The 16,866-nt window shown below is 52.3% G+C and carries 17 protein-coding genes; 5 read left to right on the top strand and 12 right to left on the bottom strand.

Annotated elements, in window-relative coordinates; translation table 11 throughout:
* Window positions 1–21: 21 nt before the first annotated feature.
* The 4 genes from WNY38_RS07530 to WNY38_RS07515 all read right to left on the bottom strand — a co-directional run bounded on the left by WNY38_RS07530 (window position 22) and on the right by WNY38_RS07515 (window position 3,494).
* Window positions 22–840, bottom strand: coding sequence for an MOSC domain-containing protein (locus tag WNY38_RS07530; RefSeq protein WP_342856722.1), 819 nt, complete (start codon window positions 838–840; stop codon window positions 22–24).
* A gap of 229 nt (window positions 841–1,069) precedes the next feature.
* Complete coding sequence (locus tag WNY38_RS07525; protein ID WP_342856721.1) at window positions 1,070–1,720, bottom strand: HAD family phosphatase; 651 nt, start codon at window positions 1,718–1,720, stop codon at window positions 1,070–1,072.
* Entirely contained in the window at window positions 1,717–2,277 is a 561-nt protein-coding gene (gene rsmD / locus WNY38_RS07520) for a 16S rRNA (guanine(966)-N(2))-methyltransferase RsmD (RefSeq protein WP_342856720.1), read from the bottom strand. The genes WNY38_RS07525 and rsmD overlap by 4 nt, the downstream gene beginning before the upstream one ends.
* Window positions 2,277–3,494 carry an FAD-dependent oxidoreductase gene (locus WNY38_RS07515; protein WP_342856719.1) on the bottom strand — a complete coding sequence of 406 codons (1,218 nt, stop codon included), beginning with the start codon at window positions 3,492–3,494 and terminating at the stop codon, window positions 2,277–2,279. Before WNY38_RS07515 ends, rsmD begins: the two co-directional genes overlap by 1 nt.
* 77 nt (window positions 3,495–3,571) lie before the next feature.
* Here WNY38_RS07515 and WNY38_RS07510 point away from each other — a divergent pair, with 77 nt between their 5' ends.
* Window positions 3,572–4,060, top strand: coding sequence for a peroxiredoxin (locus WNY38_RS07510; RefSeq protein ID WP_342856718.1), 489 nt, complete (start codon window positions 3,572–3,574; stop codon window positions 4,058–4,060).
* A gap of 68 nt (window positions 4,061–4,128) precedes the next feature.
* On the opposite strand, the gene WNY38_RS07505 is transcribed toward WNY38_RS07510, so the two are convergent.
* The 7 genes from WNY38_RS07505 to WNY38_RS07475 are packed head-to-tail and all read right to left on the bottom strand — an operon-like array spanning window position 4,129 to window position 10,863.
* Entirely contained in the window at window positions 4,129–4,977 is an 849-nt protein-coding gene (locus WNY38_RS07505; protein WP_342856717.1) for a mechanosensitive ion channel domain-containing protein, read from the bottom strand.
* Window positions 4,970–5,260, bottom strand: coding sequence for a 4a-hydroxytetrahydrobiopterin dehydratase (locus WNY38_RS07500; protein ID WP_342856716.1), 291 nt, complete (start codon window positions 5,258–5,260; stop codon window positions 4,970–4,972). Before WNY38_RS07500 ends, WNY38_RS07505 begins: the two co-directional genes overlap by 8 nt.
* On the bottom strand, window positions 5,253–6,440 hold the full coding sequence (locus WNY38_RS07495) for a GNAT family N-acetyltransferase (RefSeq protein WP_342856715.1): 1,188 nt from the start codon (window positions 6,438–6,440) through the stop codon (window positions 5,253–5,255). Before WNY38_RS07495 ends, WNY38_RS07500 begins: the two co-directional genes overlap by 8 nt.
* A gap of 43 nt (window positions 6,441–6,483) precedes the next feature.
* A complete protein-coding gene (locus WNY38_RS07490; RefSeq protein ID WP_342856714.1) occupies window positions 6,484–7,245 on the bottom strand; it encodes a glycerophosphodiester phosphodiesterase family protein in 762 nt (253 codons plus the stop codon).
* On the bottom strand, window positions 7,246–7,710 hold the full coding sequence (locus tag WNY38_RS07485; RefSeq protein WP_342856713.1) for a RidA family protein: 465 nt from the start codon (window positions 7,708–7,710) through the stop codon (window positions 7,246–7,248).
* A 25-nt stretch (window positions 7,711–7,735) separates the two neighbouring features.
* Window positions 7,736–9,130, bottom strand: a complete 1,395-nt coding sequence (locus WNY38_RS07480) for an HlyD family type I secretion periplasmic adaptor subunit (protein ID WP_342856712.1) — start codon at window positions 9,128–9,130, stop codon at window positions 7,736–7,738.
* Window positions 9,127–10,863 (bottom strand): type I secretion system permease/ATPase, encoded by a 1,737-nt coding sequence (locus WNY38_RS07475; RefSeq protein WP_342856711.1) that lies wholly within the window; start codon window positions 10,861–10,863, stop codon window positions 9,127–9,129. Before WNY38_RS07475 ends, WNY38_RS07480 begins: the two co-directional genes overlap by 4 nt.
* 230 nt (window positions 10,864–11,093) lie before the next feature.
* Here WNY38_RS07475 and WNY38_RS07470 point away from each other — a divergent pair, with 230 nt between their 5' ends.
* Both WNY38_RS07470 and WNY38_RS07465 read left to right on the top strand, forming a co-directional pair.
* Window positions 11,094–11,843, top strand: a complete 750-nt coding sequence (locus WNY38_RS07470) for a VacJ family lipoprotein (RefSeq protein ID WP_342856710.1) — start codon at window positions 11,094–11,096, stop codon at window positions 11,841–11,843.
* Window positions 11,836–12,450, top strand: coding sequence for an ABC transporter substrate-binding protein (locus WNY38_RS07465; RefSeq protein WP_342856709.1), 615 nt, complete (start codon window positions 11,836–11,838; stop codon window positions 12,448–12,450). Before WNY38_RS07470 ends, WNY38_RS07465 begins: the two co-directional genes overlap by 8 nt.
* Window positions 12,451–12,544: 94 nt before the next feature.
* On the opposite strand, the gene WNY38_RS07460 is transcribed toward WNY38_RS07465, so the two are convergent.
* Complete coding sequence (locus WNY38_RS07460) at window positions 12,545–14,749, bottom strand: transglycosylase domain-containing protein (RefSeq protein ID WP_342856708.1); 2,205 nt, start codon at window positions 14,747–14,749, stop codon at window positions 12,545–12,547.
* A gap of 264 nt (window positions 14,750–15,013) precedes the next feature.
* On the opposite strand from WNY38_RS07460, the gene WNY38_RS07455 reads away from it, so the two are divergent.
* Together WNY38_RS07455 and amt are read left to right on the top strand one after the other, a co-directional pair.
* Window positions 15,014–15,352 (top strand): P-II family nitrogen regulator, encoded by a 339-nt coding sequence (locus WNY38_RS07455; protein WP_215942698.1) that lies wholly within the window; start codon window positions 15,014–15,016, stop codon window positions 15,350–15,352.
* A 34-nt stretch (window positions 15,353–15,386) separates the two neighbouring features.
* Window positions 15,387–16,706 carry an ammonium transporter gene (amt, locus tag WNY38_RS07450; RefSeq protein WP_342856707.1) on the top strand — a complete coding sequence of 440 codons (1,320 nt, stop codon included), beginning with the start codon at window positions 15,387–15,389 and terminating at the stop codon, window positions 16,704–16,706.
* Window positions 16,707–16,866: the final 160 nt, after the last annotated feature.

The raw sequence follows: 16,866 nt of genomic DNA, 5'->3' as shown, positions 1-16,866 counted from the left end.
GGCTTAGTTAACATCGACGATCTATATCAAATTTGAGGGCCCACGCTCCAAGATTTCAACCTCATCGCCAAGCTTCATCGTGCCTTCCACTTCAACGATCACGTTTTGCCCAAAAATGATCTTACCATTAGAGGCACGATGCAGTCGGCGCAGCGTGGCTAAAGGTTCATAGGCATCAGTTTGGATGCCCGTGGCCGGATCTTGGGTAACCATAACACAACGTTCACAAGGCTTTACCACACGCAGCACTGTCGATCCTATGCGAATCAAGCGCCATTCATCCTCAGCCCAAGGTTCAAAATCACCGTCGATCACGACATTGGGTCGAAAACGGCGCATTTCGACTGGCGATGCCAGTTCGGCGTTCAACGCCTGTAAAGATGGTTTTGTGGTGATCAATATTGGAAATCCATCCGAGAACCCTGTAAAATTCGGGGTTTTCGCATAAGCCCCAGAAACTGCGCGCGCGCTTTCTTCAGGCATGTACACCAAGCGGACTGCGCACTCGAGTGCAGAGGACAAGAAATGGGAAGCATAGTTCCCTGCATCCTGTACGTTCTTGATCTCTGTCGAAAAAACGAATGCATTTGTTGGCGCGTCTGTTGGCCATGGCACGTCAATACGCTCGCCGTCAAAAGACAGGCTGATACCGACGTCAGTGCACACGGCATGAAGATTGGCCAACGCCGGCAATTCACGGCGCGTTGCACATATCCCTGAACTGTAGATAACGGCCCAGCGACGATCTTCGCTTATTCCAAGCGGCCCCGCTGTCGCCATGGCAAGGTCGTAACCGGTCATGCTTTTGACCGGATATTTCGTAAGGCGCGCGAGTTTCATATTTTTCTCAAATCTTCATATTCTGCATAATTGAGATTCTTATGCGATTCGCTGTGGCATTGGCAGTTGTCGCATTAGACAGGTCGCGAGTTGCAGTGCGCTTAGTTTTTCAGGTTTTTTGCACCCGCAACGTTTGTCGCTCCTGCACAATGGCCGGATCGCGAGATGTTAAAAGGCGCAGCTTGCAAGCCGCGCCTTTTATGATTTCGCCTTATGATATGATTTGGCGTTACAGATTGAGAAATAAGGATAAATCGTTCATATGCGCCAAATGCTCAGCGCCAATAGTTTTCAAATGCGCACCTTCGCCATGTGGATCAAACCCAAGTGTTCGCATACCGGCGCGCAAGCCAGCTGTCGCTCCTGCAACGCTGTCATCGACCACGACACAATCCTTCGGCTCAACCCCCATGACTGCCGCTGCTTTTAGAAACAGTTCAGGATCTGGCTTTCCGGCTTTGCAATCATGCGCAGAAAAAATACGCCCCTTGAGACGCTCAAACAGCGCAGGATGTGCGCCGAGCGTGATATCCATTTTTTCCATTGGCCCATTAGACCCCACGGCATAGGGAATTCCTGCGGCGTCCAATGCATCTAAGGCGCTCTCGATCCCTGCAATCAAGGGCACGCCCTTTTTAAGTTTCTCAAACATCTTGGCATAGATTTCGTCCACCCAACCATCCGGCAAGGCGGCGCCGTTGGCGCGCGCTTTTTTGGCGATATCAGCCATAGCAACGCCCATATAATCTGCGTCCACTTGAGCCATTGTTAGCTTTAAGCCGTGGTGTTCAAGCTCATCGCGGAGCAATTCCAAGGTGGGCGGTTCGCTGTCAACCAACACGCCGTCGCAATCAAAGATAACCAATTTGGGCTGTTTCATTTCGGCTCCAGAAAGTTGATTTTGGTGTCACCATATTTTCGTGTGTCGAGCAAGGTCAAGGCGTCTGGCACGGTGATAGGCGCTGAATCTTCCCACACCACAAGCGCTCTTGCCGTCAGCCAATTGCCCGTCAAAGCGGCTGCAATCGCCTTTTCGCCCATGGCCTTCGCATAAGGCGGATCGAGGAATACCAGATCATAGGGCGCATCGGGATTGCGCGGCAATCGCGTGGCGTCTGCGCGGATGAGCTTGCATTTCGAGCCTGCTTTACAGATTGCGATATTCTGCTCGATCAAGTTTTGCGCCTTGCGGCCATCATCGACAAAGGTCGCGCATTCGCCGTCCCGCGACAGGGCTTCAAGGCCAAGCGCGCCTGTGCCTGCGAACAGATCAAGTGTGCGCGCATCTGTCAAAGCATCGCCGAACTTTCCGCCAGCCAGTACATTGAAAAGGCTTTCGCGCACACGATCCGTCGTGGGCCGCAAATGCGCCCCCGCATCGCCTTTCCCCAAAGCGGCCAAAGCAAGTCCGCGATATGTGCCCGCAACAATCCGCATTACGCTTTGAGCAGTGCTTTAAGATCAGATGCCGGATCAGCAACAACACTTGGGTCTGCGGACTTGCCGCTTTCAATTAAACGTTTGGCCACCATATAGCCGCGCGGATCATTCATCGCGTCAATCGCGATCAAGGCCCCGTCTTTGTAATACCAATGCGAATGCGTGGCACCGCCATCGCGCACGACAACTTGGTCATGCCCAGCAGACAGGCCAGCGATCTGCAATTTCACATCATATTGATCTGACCAAAACCAAGGTTTAGGCGTGTATTCGACATTCTGGCCAAGCATATTTTTAGCGGCAACAGCACCTTGGTCGATGGCATTGCCCACGCTCTCTAAACGCACCTGAATGCCATTTTGTGGATAAGACGCACAATCTCCAGCCGCATAAATCGATGGATCAGAGGTGCGGGCAAACAGATCGGTTTTGATACCATTGTCGATTGCGACCCCTGCGGCCTCAGCCAGCTGCGTGCCCGGAATTATACCGACGCCGACAATGACAAAATCAACGTCCAAGGTGCTGCCATCTGACAATTCTGCGCCGGACACACGCCCCTCGCCCGTCAGGACATTCAAGCCAATGCCCTCAAGAATACGCACCCCATGACTTTCATGCAGCGCGCGAAAATAATCAGAGGTCTCTTTGGAGGCAACGCGTTGCAAAATGCGCTCGGACATTTCCACCAAGGTCACGTTGAGGCCTTTCTTGGACGCGACAGCCGCCGCTTCCAAACCGATATAGCCACCGCCTACGATCAAAACTGACGCGCCCGCGACAAACTCGGGCGCGATTGCATCAGCATCGGCCAAGCTGCGCATTGTGTAGACACCGTCCAAATCGCCACCAATTTTGGCAGGCAAGTAACGCGGGGCAGACCCTGTCGTCAAAGCCAGAGCATCATAGGCCAGCGTTTCACCCCCCCCATCTTTCTCGACTGTGATGGTCTTCGCGCCGGCATCGATACCAGTCACCTGCGTTGATGTGTGCAGCGTTATATTCTCGTCCACGTAATAAGCTTGAGGGCGCAAATACAGTCGATCAAGCTCCATTTCGCCAAGCAAATAAGCTTTGGACAAAGGCGGGCGTTGATAGGGAATGGCGGCCTCGTCACCGATCAGCGTTATTTGGCCATCAAATCCTTGCCCCCGCAGCGTGGTGACTATGGATTGGCCAGCTTGGCCGGCACCAACAACGATATAATGGGACATGTGATTTCTCTTCTGGCCTAAGTTTGTAGGAACACTATATCTTTAGGTGAGAAATGAAAACGCAAAGAGGACATGTCATGACAATCTCAATCGGTGATAAACTGCCCGACGCCACGTTGCTGCAAATGGGCGCGAATGGTCCAGAAGCCGTTGAACTGAGCACAAAAACAAAAGGGCGCAAAGTTGTTATCTTTGGCCTGCCCGGTGCCTATACTGGCGTGTGTTCTACTGCACATGTGCCAAGTTTCATTCGCACCAAAGACGCGCTGACAGCCAAAGGTGTGGATGAAGTAATCTGTGTGTCAGTCAACGACCCCTTCGTGATGGGTGCTTGGGGCGAAGCGACGGGTGCGACTGCGGCTGGTATCGCGATGCTTGGCGACGCAGACTCTGCTTTGACCAAAGCGCTTGGCCTTGATTTCTCGGCGCCCCCTGCGGGCTTGATAGATCGCTCCAAACGCTATGCCCTTGTGGCCGAAGATGGTGTTGTGACTGTACTGCAAGTTGAAGAGAATGCAGGCGAATGTAACATCTCGGCCGGCGAGAGCGTCGTTGACGCTCTGTAAGGTTTTTTGCATCGAGACCACTAGGCGCCCGTAATAAACTGCGGGCGCCTTTTTTGTTATCTCAGATTCTATTTCGAAGTGTTCAATACAGACCGTGTCGGAAATGGAATTTCGATTCCGGTCGCATCTAAGGCTTCTTTAACATTGCGTTTCATATCAGCTTGATACTGAAAGTAATCCGCCGATGACACCCAAACACGAACCAAAAAATCCACCGAAAAATCACCTAGGTTGTTCACCTGAATGAAAGGCTCTGGATCTGCCATAGAGCGCGGGTCTGCCATGATTGTATCGCGAATAGCCTTTTCAGCGACTTTCAGATTAGCGCCATAAGAGACGCCGAAAGTCCATTCTGCACGACGGGTGTTGTTGGTCGAATAATTGGTGATGATATTGCCCCAAGCTTGGGCGTTTGGAACAATAATTTGCACATTTGATAGATTGGCCAGCTCAGTGAAATTAAGCGTGATGTCTTTCACTGTCCCCGCGGTGCCAGCGATATCTACAAAATCGCCGATCTTGAACGGGCGGAAAAAGACAATCATCACGCCGGCTGCGACGTTAGACAGCGTGCCTTGCAACGCCAAACCAATCGCCAAACCACCAGCACCAATCAAGGCCACAATCGAAGTGGTTTGAATGCCAAAAGTGTTGAGTACAAACATCACTGTGAACAGTAAAATCAGATAACGTGCAATGTTGCCCAAAAAGGTGAACAGGGTGTCATCCAAAGCCTGAAACCGCAGGCCGATGGCCCGAATGCGCCGCGATGTCCATCGCGCCACCACGAGACCCGCCAAAAACATAAGCACGGCGCCAACAATTGAGCCGCCCAAACTGATCAACATCTCAAGCGACAATAGATCGCCGATCGTGGTGTCTTGGTAAATCGTATAGGAAAGAATTGTATCAAGCATTGCGCGCTGCCTCGTTCATTTTCTGTGCCAAAGTGATGTCTTTTGCGGTCAGCCCACCGACATCATGGGTCGTCAAAGTGACCTCGACGGTGCGGTAAACATTGCGCCACTCTGGGTGGTGGTTCATTTTTTCTGCGATCATCGCGATCTGCGTCATCCAGCCGAACGCTGATATGAAATTTTCGAACTGGTACGTTTTGGACAACGTATTTCCAGCCTCGCCCAATTTCCAACCAGGTGGTATCTGCGCGAGTATTTCGGTCGGTTCCATCAGCTCAGTCATGGTCGTCCTCTATGTTTGTGCGTTTGAAAGGGCCGTAACTTGTCAGCACTTCTGTATCTTGATCGACGGCCTCACGCTCAGCATCCAAAAAATCTTGAACCGCACGAGCAAATCCCGCATCTGCAATCCAATGCAGTGAATGCGTGGTCTTCGGCAGATACCCGCGTGCCAACTTGTGTTCGCCCTGCGCGCCTGCTTCGACCCGCGTCAACCTATGGATGATCGCATAATCGATGGCTTGGTAATAGCACAGCTCAAAATGCAAACAGGCATGATGCTCGGTGCAGCCCCAGTAGCGCCCAAACAAGGTATCGCCACCAATGAAATTGAGTGCACCTGCGACGGCAACACCGTCTCGCATCGCCAAGACCAACAGCACATCATCGCGCATAGTCTCTTGCACGCAATCGAAAAAGGCACGCGACAAATAGGGTGTGCCCCATTTGCGTGCGCCAGTATTTTGGTAGAATTGCCAAAAGGCATCCCAATGTTCGGGTCTAAGCGCGTCTCCTGTCAACGAAACAATCTCACCACCAAATCCTTGCGCTTGTTTGCGTTCTTTACGGATGGCCTTGCGTTTGCGCGCTGACAAGTCACTTAAAAAAGCGTCAAAATCAGCGTAGTTTTTATTTTCCCAATGAAACTGCTGGCCGATCCGGTGCAACAGCCCCATTTCGCGACCAGCGCGTGCTTCTTCTTCGGTACAAAACGTTATGTGCATCGAGGACAAATTTTGCTCTGATGCCACATGCACAGCACCTTGGACCAAGGCCGCTTGGCCGACTGCATCAAAGCCTTCGCGACACAGTAACCTTCGGCCCGTGGCGGGGGTGAATGGTACAGCGACCTGCAGCTTTGGGTAATAGGCGCCGCCAGCGCCCTCGAAGGCTTGCGCCCACGCATAATCAAACACGTACTCGCCCTGAGAGTGCCCTTTTGCAAAGAGCGGGGCTACGGCGATAAGCTGACCATTCTGGCGTGCACCCAGATAACGCGGTGCCCAACCGGTACTAGGGCCAACAGAGCCCGACTCCTCAAGCGCCACCAAAAAACGATGGGTGGTAAAGGGGTCACGCGGATGCAGTGATCCCCGCAACTGTTGCACAGCACAAGCATCCCAATCGCTTGGGTCAAATTCGGCGATGCTGCCACTGACGAAAATTTCGATTTGATCACTCATAGCGCACTCCTGCGCGTATAACCTGTACCGTGGGAAGCCTGCGTCAAGCGGGAACGTAACTTTCAAAGGTAATATTCTCGGCATAAAGCGTCGCTTCCGCGGCCTCGGCTGCGCTACGAATGGTCCAGCACAAAATGCGGGCACCTGCGCCCTTGAGGTCTTGAATACGTTCCGATGCCAGATCCGTCCATTGATGAGATACAAAGCTAGCGCCAACCCTGTCAAAGTCGGGAATTTTGCGCAAATCGGCGCGCGTCGCCTCGCTCAACAAAGGCCAATCTTGGGGTAGATACCCACATGTTGTCAGCCCGCGTGGAATCTGCGGGGCAGCATCGGCCATGACCGCAATCGCATGAGGGTTAAAAGACATCACTGCGACTGCACCGGAGTAGCTTTGTAGCAACCGCGCCACTTCGCGTTCCAATGGCCCAACATTAGGCCCCATGACTCCATCTTGGTCTTTTATTTCGATCAAAAGCGGCGCACGACCAGCAACATGATCTAAGATAGCTGCCAATGTCGGCACGCCTTTTTCACCGGATCGGAAACGCACTTGACCAAGCTCAGTTGCCGTAAGCTGCGCAAATGGCCCTTTAGCTTCGGTCAAACGATCTAGGTGATAATCGTGAAAAACCATCGCTTGACCGTCTTTGCTTTGTTGAATGTCGATCTCAATTCCAAAACCATGCTCTATCGCAGCCTCAATCGCTGCAAAGTTATTTTCTGCACGCCCAAGAGCCTCATCATGCAAAGCACGATGCGCAATCGGAGACTTTAAAAAAACGTCTTGAAGAGAGACCTTCATTCAAACAACTTCAAAAATAGCTTCGATTTCGACGGCAACACCGAAAGGAAGAGAGCCCGCGGACACAGCAGAGCGCGCGTGACGCCCGGCGTCTCCCATCAGTTCGACCATCAAATCGGACGCACCGTTGATGACCTTAGGCTGATCTGTAAAATCAGGCGTTGAATTGACAAACCCGACCAATTTTACAAGGCGTTTGATCTTGGATAGATCCCCGCCGGTGGCGGCCTTAGCTTGGGCCAGAAGGGACAAAGCACAGGTCTGTGCCGCTGCAGCACCCTGCTCAACGTCAAGATCCGCGCCGAGTTTACCAGTGATCAAACCATCTGGTCCATTTGAAATTTGACCAGAAACATGCACCAAGTTACCGACCCGAACGAAAGGGACATAGTTGGCAGCGGGTGCAGGGGCGTCTGGCAGCGACAAGCCAAGTTCCGTCAGTTTTGCTTCTATAGGGTGTGTCATAATCTCGGTCCTAATTCTGGTGATTTTAATCTTCGCGAAAAGCGCGCACAAAGTAATCAGTGAGCGGTTTTGTTAAATAAGCCAAGGGCGAACGTTCGCCGGTCGACATATATGTTTCTACCGGCATGCCTGGAATAAGCACGGAACCCGCTGGCAGTCGGTTTCTTTGGTCTTCATCGATGTGGATTTCGGCCAAATAATAGCTGGTACGTGTGGCATCATCGATAAAAGCGTCAGCAGATACTTTGGTCACGGACCCATTGATTTCAGGAGTCGTACGGCTGTCAAAGGTGGCGAAGCGCAAACGAACGGGCTGTCCAGGATAGACTTTATCAACATGGATAGGGCTCACGCGGGAAGAAACAACCAAAGGTCGGTCTTGCGGCACGATGAACAGCAGCGGTTCAGCGGAAGTTACCACAGCGCCGGGACCAAAGACTGACAAATCATACACAACCCCGGACAATGGCGCGCGCACGTCAAGCCGCTTAAGGCGTTCTTGCAGGTTCTCGCGCTGCTGACGCAGCTCCAAAGAACGGGCTTGGATATCGCGTAAAGTGGTTATGGCGCTTTCGCGTCGGTCAGAACTCAGTTTAAGAATTTGCAACTCTATCTCAGTGCCTTGGGATTCTGCCTGCGCCATCGACGCGGTCAACGCCCCTATTTGTCCTGCAGCGCCAACCTGTTCGCGACGCAGGGCATTCACACTGCTTTGTTGTGTAAGACCGCGCTTTAACAAAGCATCTTGAGAGACCAAGTCTTCGTCAATCAAGGCCAATTGCTGTTCCAATGCGGAACGCTGCGCCATAAACCCAGCGATTTGTGCTGCGATTTGCGCACTGCGCTTGCCAAGTTGCTCTATCTCTTTTTGGGCCGTTAAACGGCGCGCTGTGAACAAATCAAGCTGACCTGCGATCAGCCGCGCCACGTCTCTATCAGTTTGTGCACGATCCAAAACCTCCGGCGCAAAAGTGATTTCAGCTGCCCCGTCGCGTTCTGCTTGCAACCGCGCAGCGCGTGCCATGACTTCAAACAATTGCCCTTCGGTGATCGCCAATTCACTTGCGATTTCGCGACCACTGATTTGCAGCAAAAGTTGGCCAGCGTTTACCAGATCCCCTTCGGACACCTGAACGGAGGCCACTTCGCCGCCGTCGCGATGCGCAACAACCTGACGATTTTGTTCCACCTGGACTTGACCAGAGGCGACAATGGCTCCGTCAATCCGCGCCAGAACAGCCCAAAGACCAAAGCCACCAAACAGCACGAGGATACAAACAAATCCGACAATCAAAGGTCCGCGTACGGACCATTTTTCAGGCTCAGTCACGGCAACCGGCTGTGCTGCTTTTGCTTTTTGCATGATATCCGCATCAGGTAGATTGCTTTTTTCTATTTGAGCTGGAAGGTTCTGGGTCATTGTACACCCCCCGGGCCCGGCTTGCGCATGATGTCTTTGCTATTTTTCACCATCTCTTTAAGTACAGCATCGCGCGGACCAAATGCCCGCAGCGCCCCATTTTCAAGCACCAGAAGTTTCTCACATTCTTGGATTGCAGAGGGACGATGTGCCATAATCATAACGGCACCTCCCTCTTCTTTGTGACGTCGGATAGCCGCATTGAGCGCCACAGAACCGTCATTATCAAGATTAGAGTTTGGTTCATCCAAAATCACCAAAACGGGATTGCCATAAAAGGCTCTCGCAAGGCCAATCCGTTGCAATTGGCCTCCAGACAGCAGGCCCCCTGCAGAAGACACAGGCGTATCGTATCCTTTTGGCAAGGACAGGATCATGGCATGCGCATCAGCTTTTTGTGCCGCGGCGACCACAGAGGCCCCGTCGGGCTGAGAGGCAAGTTTTGCAATATTCTCAGCAATGGTTCCATCAAATAGCTGAACACGTTGCGGCAAATACCCAATATAGTTGCCCAAAACCTCAGGGTCGTATTGATCGAGTTTAGCCCCATCCAAACGGATCGCCCCGCCAGAGGGCGACCAAACACTTGTCATTGCGCGGGCCAAACTGGACTTCCCTGCCCCTGACGGGCCGATCACACCGACGGCTTCGCCCGGCAAAACTTTGAACGAAACCATTCGCAATGAGGCATGAGCTTGACCTGGCGGGATGACCGTTAGGTTGAGCACATTCAAATTGGCTTTTGGACGTGGCAAGGAAGTGCGCGCAGGCTCTTTGCCAACTGATCCAAGTAGCTCTGACAGGTTAGACCAGCCCAAGGTTGCGCGCTGCACTGCGCTCCACTGACCGACCATCAAATCGATCGGCTGCAAGGCCCGTCCGAGCAAGATAGAACTGGCAATCATCGCGCCCGCCGAAACTTCGTGTTGTAAGACCAACCATGCACCCAGCGCGAGCATTGCCGATTGCAAGAACAAGCGAAGCGCTTTGGACATCGCCGTAAAACTCATGGTTAAATCAGATGCGTGAATGCCATGGCTCATCGCAACTTTGCGTGATTGAAACCAACGCTCATACGCGGCGCGTTCCATACCAAGCGAGCGAACAGCTTCGGCCTCAGACCCAAGACGACTTGCCATCTGCGACGAGACAGCTTCGGCACGGGTGGCTATGCTTTGCGGGTGTTTTGAAGTTGCGCGGTTGATCAAAGTGACCAGCACCAGAATGAAACCACCACCGACGGCAAGATATCCCAAGTAAGGGTGGAACAAAGCGATGCCGAACAAGAACAGCGGCACAAACGGCAAGTCGAATACAGCAGCCATCACAGGAGACGCTAAGAAGCGCTGGATGGCTGTCAGATCATCCATAGGATTGGCGTTGCCAGGCTGCTGTGGCTCAAGTGCAGAGCGGCGCAAAGACGCACTAAAAACGCGTTGCTCAAGATCTGATTGAAACCGCGCGCCGATCCGTGTGAGCACACGTGAGCGTACGCCGTCGAGGAGGCCCATCATCAAATACAGGAAGCCGACGATCATAAAAAGCGCGACCAACGTTGCCTCAGAGCCAGACCCCAAAACGCGGTCGTAAACCTGCAGCATGAACAACGGGCCAGTTAACATCAATGCATTCAAGCAAATCGAAAAAATGCCAGTTGCGACAAAGAGACTACGAGATCGCTTGCGGATCTGAGCAAGCTCCTCTTTGCCTTGGCGAATATTGTCCTGCGTCATCAGGTATTTTAGCCCACTTTTATTACTTTGTGCGGAAACTTGCCGCAAATATTACTTTGTGCGGAAAGTCGCCGCAAAATGAGTACGATCTAGTCGAACACTGTTGATTCTGTGTCACAGGACCTTATCGCACCGCATGTTAATATTGGGCTTCTTGCAAATAAGGACTATCTGGCAACTATACCCAGCAGCTTTTGCGCTGCCAACGCATTAAACTGGATTTTCAATCAGTGAAACAGCTTGCTCTTATTTTTATCACGGCGCTGACGTTGTCTGCCTGTGCGTCTCGCAGCCCTTCGACGGGCATAAATGATCCATATGAGTCGCAAAACCGCGCGACATATGAAGATAATGTTCGACTGGATCGCAACGTAATCAAACCCATCGCGGTCGCATACGGTACAGTCGTGCCTGATCCTTTGCGTAAGGGATTGAGCAACGTATCTAATACCTTGAGTTTGCCAGGAACCGTAGTCAATAACCTGCTTCAGTTCAAACTCGGGGATGCATTGCACAACACGGCACGCTTTGCTTTGAATGCAACACTTGGGGTTGCAGGCCTTTTTGATCCTGCGTCCGAAGTTGGGCTTGATGAACGTGACAGCGGTTTCGGTGAGACCTTGCATGTTTGGGGATTTGGCGAAGGCGAGTACATTGTTCTGCCAGTTTACGGCCCTTCAACCAACCGCGATATGATCGGTCTTATCGTCGATATCGCACTTGATCCACTTGGAACTGCGCTGGATCCTGCCGCATCAAGCGTCAAGACCGGACTTAAAGTGGCCGACATCGTTGATACACGGTATCGTTACTCTGACCTTTATGAGTCTGTCATCTATGACAGTGCTGATGGCTACGCGCAGTTGCGCTTGTCCTATCTGGACAGACGCCGTTTTGAACTTGGCACGCAGGTGCAGCAAGACGACTCTGCGCCTGCAGATAACCCCTCTTACGACCTTTACGAGGATTTTTATGAATAACCTGTTCCCCTTTCACGCATCCATTCTTGGCCGCCGCGGCTTTTTAACCGGTGCTTTATCTGGTTTGACACTGCTTATAGCCATGCCGCGCGCCGTCTTTGCTTTTTCAAGTTCTGAGGCTGAGGCGCTGATCACTAAGACTGTGCGTGACATCAACGCCATTATCAATTCAGGCAAATCTGAGTCAGGCATGTTTACAGACTTCGAACGTGTCTTGGTCAACTACGCTGACACGCCAAACATCGCCCGCTCCGTGCTTGGCCCCCCTGCGCGTTCTGCCTCTGCTGCTCAATTGAGCGCTTTCACGAAGGCCTTCCAAAGCTACATTTCTCGTAAATACGGGTCGCGCTTCCGCGAGTTTATTGGCGGCAAGATTGAAGTGGATAAGACACAAAAGATCAATTCGATCTATGAGGTGTCTTGTACAGCCATTTTGCGCGGTGAATCGCCATTTGCGATTTCATTCATTGTGGCCGACAAAACAGGCAAGTTCATTGACTTGACTATTGAAGGTATCTCACTGTTGAAATCTGAGCGCGCTGAAATCGGCGCGATGCTGGATCAAGCGGGTGGCAGCATCGAAAAGCTGACTGCAGCTCTAAAATAGGCCCGATCAAAGCTTATACCCTTTCCCAAAACGGCGCGCTCCTTATACAGGAACGCGCCGTTTTTTATGTGGGTCTTCTGGCGTGCCTGATGCGTTAATTCTTTTTGCCAAAGATTGACTGCAGGATATCGCCCAAAACGTTCTGAGCTTTGTCATTGTTGGGCCGCGCGCCGCTGTTGGATACGCTTTGGCTTGAGTTCGCGGGGACTTGTGGCGGCACAGACGGGCGCAACATTGGCAAAGGGTTGCCGGGCCGCCCTTGCTGCACGCGTGTCATAGTTTCGTGCCAAATGTCAGCAGGCAAACCGCCCCCCGTGACCCCAGTCAACGGCGAATTGTCATCATACCCCATCCAGACACCCACAACGTAGTCCGCTGTGAACCCCATAAACCAAGCATCACGCGCGGCTTGGGTGGTGCCCGTTTTCCCAGCCGCTTCGACTCCATCAAGGCGCGCGCGCGCGCCGGTGCCGTTTTGCACGACATTATACATCATATATATAAGTTGCTCGGCGGCCATCGGCGTGATGACGCGTTCGCCCAAACCACCATCTTGCCCCATGATCTCATCCGACGTGCCCTTCAAGCGTAATGACCGCAATCCATATGGTGTTACAGACGAGCCGCCATTCAAAATACCAGCATATGCGCCAGTCATTTCCAAGAGTGTCGATTCTGATGCGCCGAGCGCTAAAGCAGGCCCCTGTGCGAGATCGCTTTCAATACCAAACATCTGCGCCACGGTGCGCACGTTCTCAAGCCCCACATCCATCGCCAGTTTCACAGCCGGAATGTTGAAGCTCTTTTGCAGCGCTTCGGTCATCGTCACCATGCCGTGAAATTTTCGATCATAGTTTTGTGGTGACCAAGCGCCAGAACCGGGAATATTCACCGTGATAGGCTCGTCCAAGATTGGACTGTCATATGACCAGCCCATATCCAAAGCTGTGGCAAAAACGAAAGGTTTAAAAGCTGATCCGGGCTGACGCTTGGCCTGAGTGGCGCGATTGAACGCGCCTGAGATGCCACGCAATTTGCGCCCGCCGACCATGCCACGCACAGCGCCGTCGGCACTCATGATCACAATGGCTGCTTGAGCCTCAGAGCCCTCGCGCACCTTGTTTTCAAATACCCATGTTAGTGCCTCTTCGGCTGCCGTTTGAAGTCGGGGGTCAAAAGTCGTCTCGATGATGACATCTTCCGTGGTCTCTCGCGTCAAAAAGTCAGGGCCCGCGCCCATCACCCAATCAGCATAATACCCGCCAGCGCGTTGCTCTGCGGCATCCGAAAGTTCAGCAGGGTGTGCTTTAGCATTGGCGCGCTCCGCGTCCGTGATCAGTCCTTGCTGATTCATCAATAATAAAACGATGCCCGCGCGCTCTTGTGAACGTTTTAAGTCACTTGTCGGCGCGTAACGTGATGGCGCGGTCAAAAGTCCCGCCAGCATAGCACTTTGTGCAATATTCACATCAGCTGACGATATCCCAAAGTAGCGCTCTGAAGCCGCCTCAAACCCATTGGCGCCGGCCCCAAGGTAAGCACGGTTCATATAGATCGACAGAATTTCGTCTTTGGAATAACGCGCCTCCATCGCCATGGCATAAATGGCCTCTTTGGCTTTGCGCGAGATGCTGCCTTGGCGACAATCGGCTTCGTATTCAGATTGGTTCTTCCACTCATTGGGATCATAGGGCACGCCGAGGCACAACAGCTTTGCCACCTGTTGCGTCAGCGTCGAACCGCCGTGGCCAGACAAGGGACCGCGACCTTCGCTTAAGTTGATCTTAACAGCAGACGCTATGCCACGCGGTGAAAGACCAAAGTGCTTATAAAAGCGCCGATCTTCCGTCGCGATGATTGCGTTCTTAAGGTGCGTTGACACTGAATCTGCGGTGACTTGCCCGCCGAACTGTTCGCCGCGCCACGCAAACACCTTGCCGTCGCGATCAGTCAGTGTCACTGACCCGCGCGAACGCCCGTCGAGCAGCTCTGAAAACGGCGGCAACGTGGAATAAACATAGAAAATCGCCAAACCTAAGACCAAAGCACCAGCCAAAGCGCCACGCGTCAAAACCAGCCAAATCAAACGCAGCACCCAACGGATCATGCCGCCGATCACGCGCAAAAAGATATTTGACGACCGTTTTGGTGCCGCTTTTCGTTTGCGTGCGGTTGTTAAGCGTTTAGGTTTTGCCTTAGTTTTTGATTTGGGTTTCGCCTGCGCCGCTGCGGGGTATCGGCGCTCTGCCACCAAGCGTTTCTTGCCGCCACCGCGACCTGTGCCGCCTTGTCCTGCCATGTCACTGCTCAATCGTTTTTGTAAGTTGCTTGCACAGTATAGAGACGTCCCACGAATGTTGAGGGGAATCGCGTTGTGATGTTCTCTTTATTTTTCGATTAATATTTAATCAAGGCGATTAAAATGTATAATTTTTGAGCACAGCTGCCTATTTTCGACTCACAATTGGGCACCTCTTTCCTTGTGTACAACCCCTTAACAGCGTCTTTCTGGTCCAGTGTCTGTCCAAGCTGACAGCACCCGACTAATCGGAAGGGGAATAACGTGAAATTAATTATCGCAGCAATCAAGCCATTTAAGCTTGAAGAAGTCCGCGAAGCGCTCACAAGCATTGGTGTACGCGGAATGATGGTGACTGAAGTTAAGGGCTTTGGCTCTCAATCTGGTCATACGGAAATCTACCGCGGCGCAGAATACGCCGTGAACTTCGTGCCGAAGGTGAAACTTGAAGTTGTTGTGGCAGACGCCATGGCAGAACAAGTTGTCGACACCATCGCGACAACAGCCAAAACCGATAAAATCGGTGACGGTAAAATCTTTGTTCTCGACGTGGAAGGCGCTGTTCGCGTCCGTACCGGCGAAACAAACGACGACGCCATCTAAGCGCGCAAGATTGAGACGAAAAGGGTCACCATATATGAAACTCACCAAACTCATCCCAGCCTCACTGGTAGCCTCTGCGCTTCCCGTTGTGGCTTTTGCTCAGGACGCCGCGGAAGCTGCACCTGACATCACCCCCTATATCCTTACCACGTTGCTCTTCCTTATTGGTGGCTTCTTGGTGTTCTGGATGGCCGCTGGCTTTGCAATGCTCGAAGCAGGCCTCGTACGTTCTAAGAACGTGACAACACAGCTTACTAAAAACATCGCTCTCTTCGCTATCGCGTCCATCATGTACTGGCTCATCGGCTTTGGTATCATGTACCCAGGTGAATGGGTTATTGAAGGCGTCATGGGCCCATGGTTTGCCGTCACGTCTCTTGAGCCAGTTGGCCTAGACGCGGCAGACGCAGCACTTGATTACGCATCTGTTGGGTCTGACTTCTTCTTCCAGTTGATGTTCTGTGCGACAACTGCATCCATCGTTTCTGGTACACTTGCTGAGCGTATCAAACTGTGGCCATTCCTTATCTTCACCACGATCTTGACCGGCGTTATTTACCCGATCGAAGCATCTTGGCAGTGGGGCGGCGGCTTCTTGTCTGAAATGGGCTTCTCTGACTTTGCTGGTTCCACTTTGGTTCACGCAGCAGGCGGTTTCGCAGCACTTGCAGGTGCTCTGGTTCTCGGCCCACGCATCGGCAAATACAAAGATGGCAGAACAGTTCCAATGCCTGGTTCCAACTTGGCACTCGCAACATTGGGTACATTCATCTTGTGGCTCGGTTGGTTCGGCTTTAACGGCGGCTCACAATTGGCTGCCGGTACAGTTGGCGACATCACAGACGTCTCACGTATCTTCGTAAACACCAACATGGCTGCTGCTGCAGGCGCTGTTGTTGCGATGATCCTTACACAAATTATGTACGGCAAAATCGATCTCACCATGCTCCTCAATGGCGCACTTGCTGGTCTCGTGTCCATCACAGCTGAGCCTTTGACACCTTCGATCTTTGCATCTGTCATGATCGGTGGCTTCGGCGCTGTGATTGTTGTCTTCGCAGTCCCAATGCTCGACAAAATGAAAATCGATGACGTTGTTGGCGCGATCCCAGTTCACCTGTTGGCTGGCATCTGGGGTACATTGGCTGTTCCACTCACAAACGACGGCACATCCTTTGTCACACAAGCCATCGGCATCATCGCAATCGGTGTCTTTGTCTTCGTTACATCGATGATCGTTTGGTTGGTCCTCAAAGCATTCGGCGGCATCCGCGTCTCTGAAGAAGCTGAGCTCCTCGGTCTCGACAAAGCAGAGCTCGGCATGGAAGCATACCCAGAGTTCTACAAAGGCTAATCCCCTTTCCATGACATCAAGAAAGGCCCGGGCATCACAGCTCGGGCCTTTTTCTTTTGGGTTAGAAAGATTTCCAAACTCAACCAATTCTAAATAAATTGAACCGATAGTCTCCTTGTTCGCCGCCCCCTTGTGATTGGATGTGCCGGCATTAAAGGAG

Origin of the sequence: Pacificibacter sp. AS14 (assembly GCF_038899935.1) — a bacterium.
Classification (GTDB): Bacteria; Pseudomonadota; Alphaproteobacteria; order Rhodobacterales; family Rhodobacteraceae; genus Celeribacter.
The sequence above is the reverse complement of the archived record's forward strand: the minus strand, read 5'-3'. Positions and strand labels throughout refer to the sequence as shown.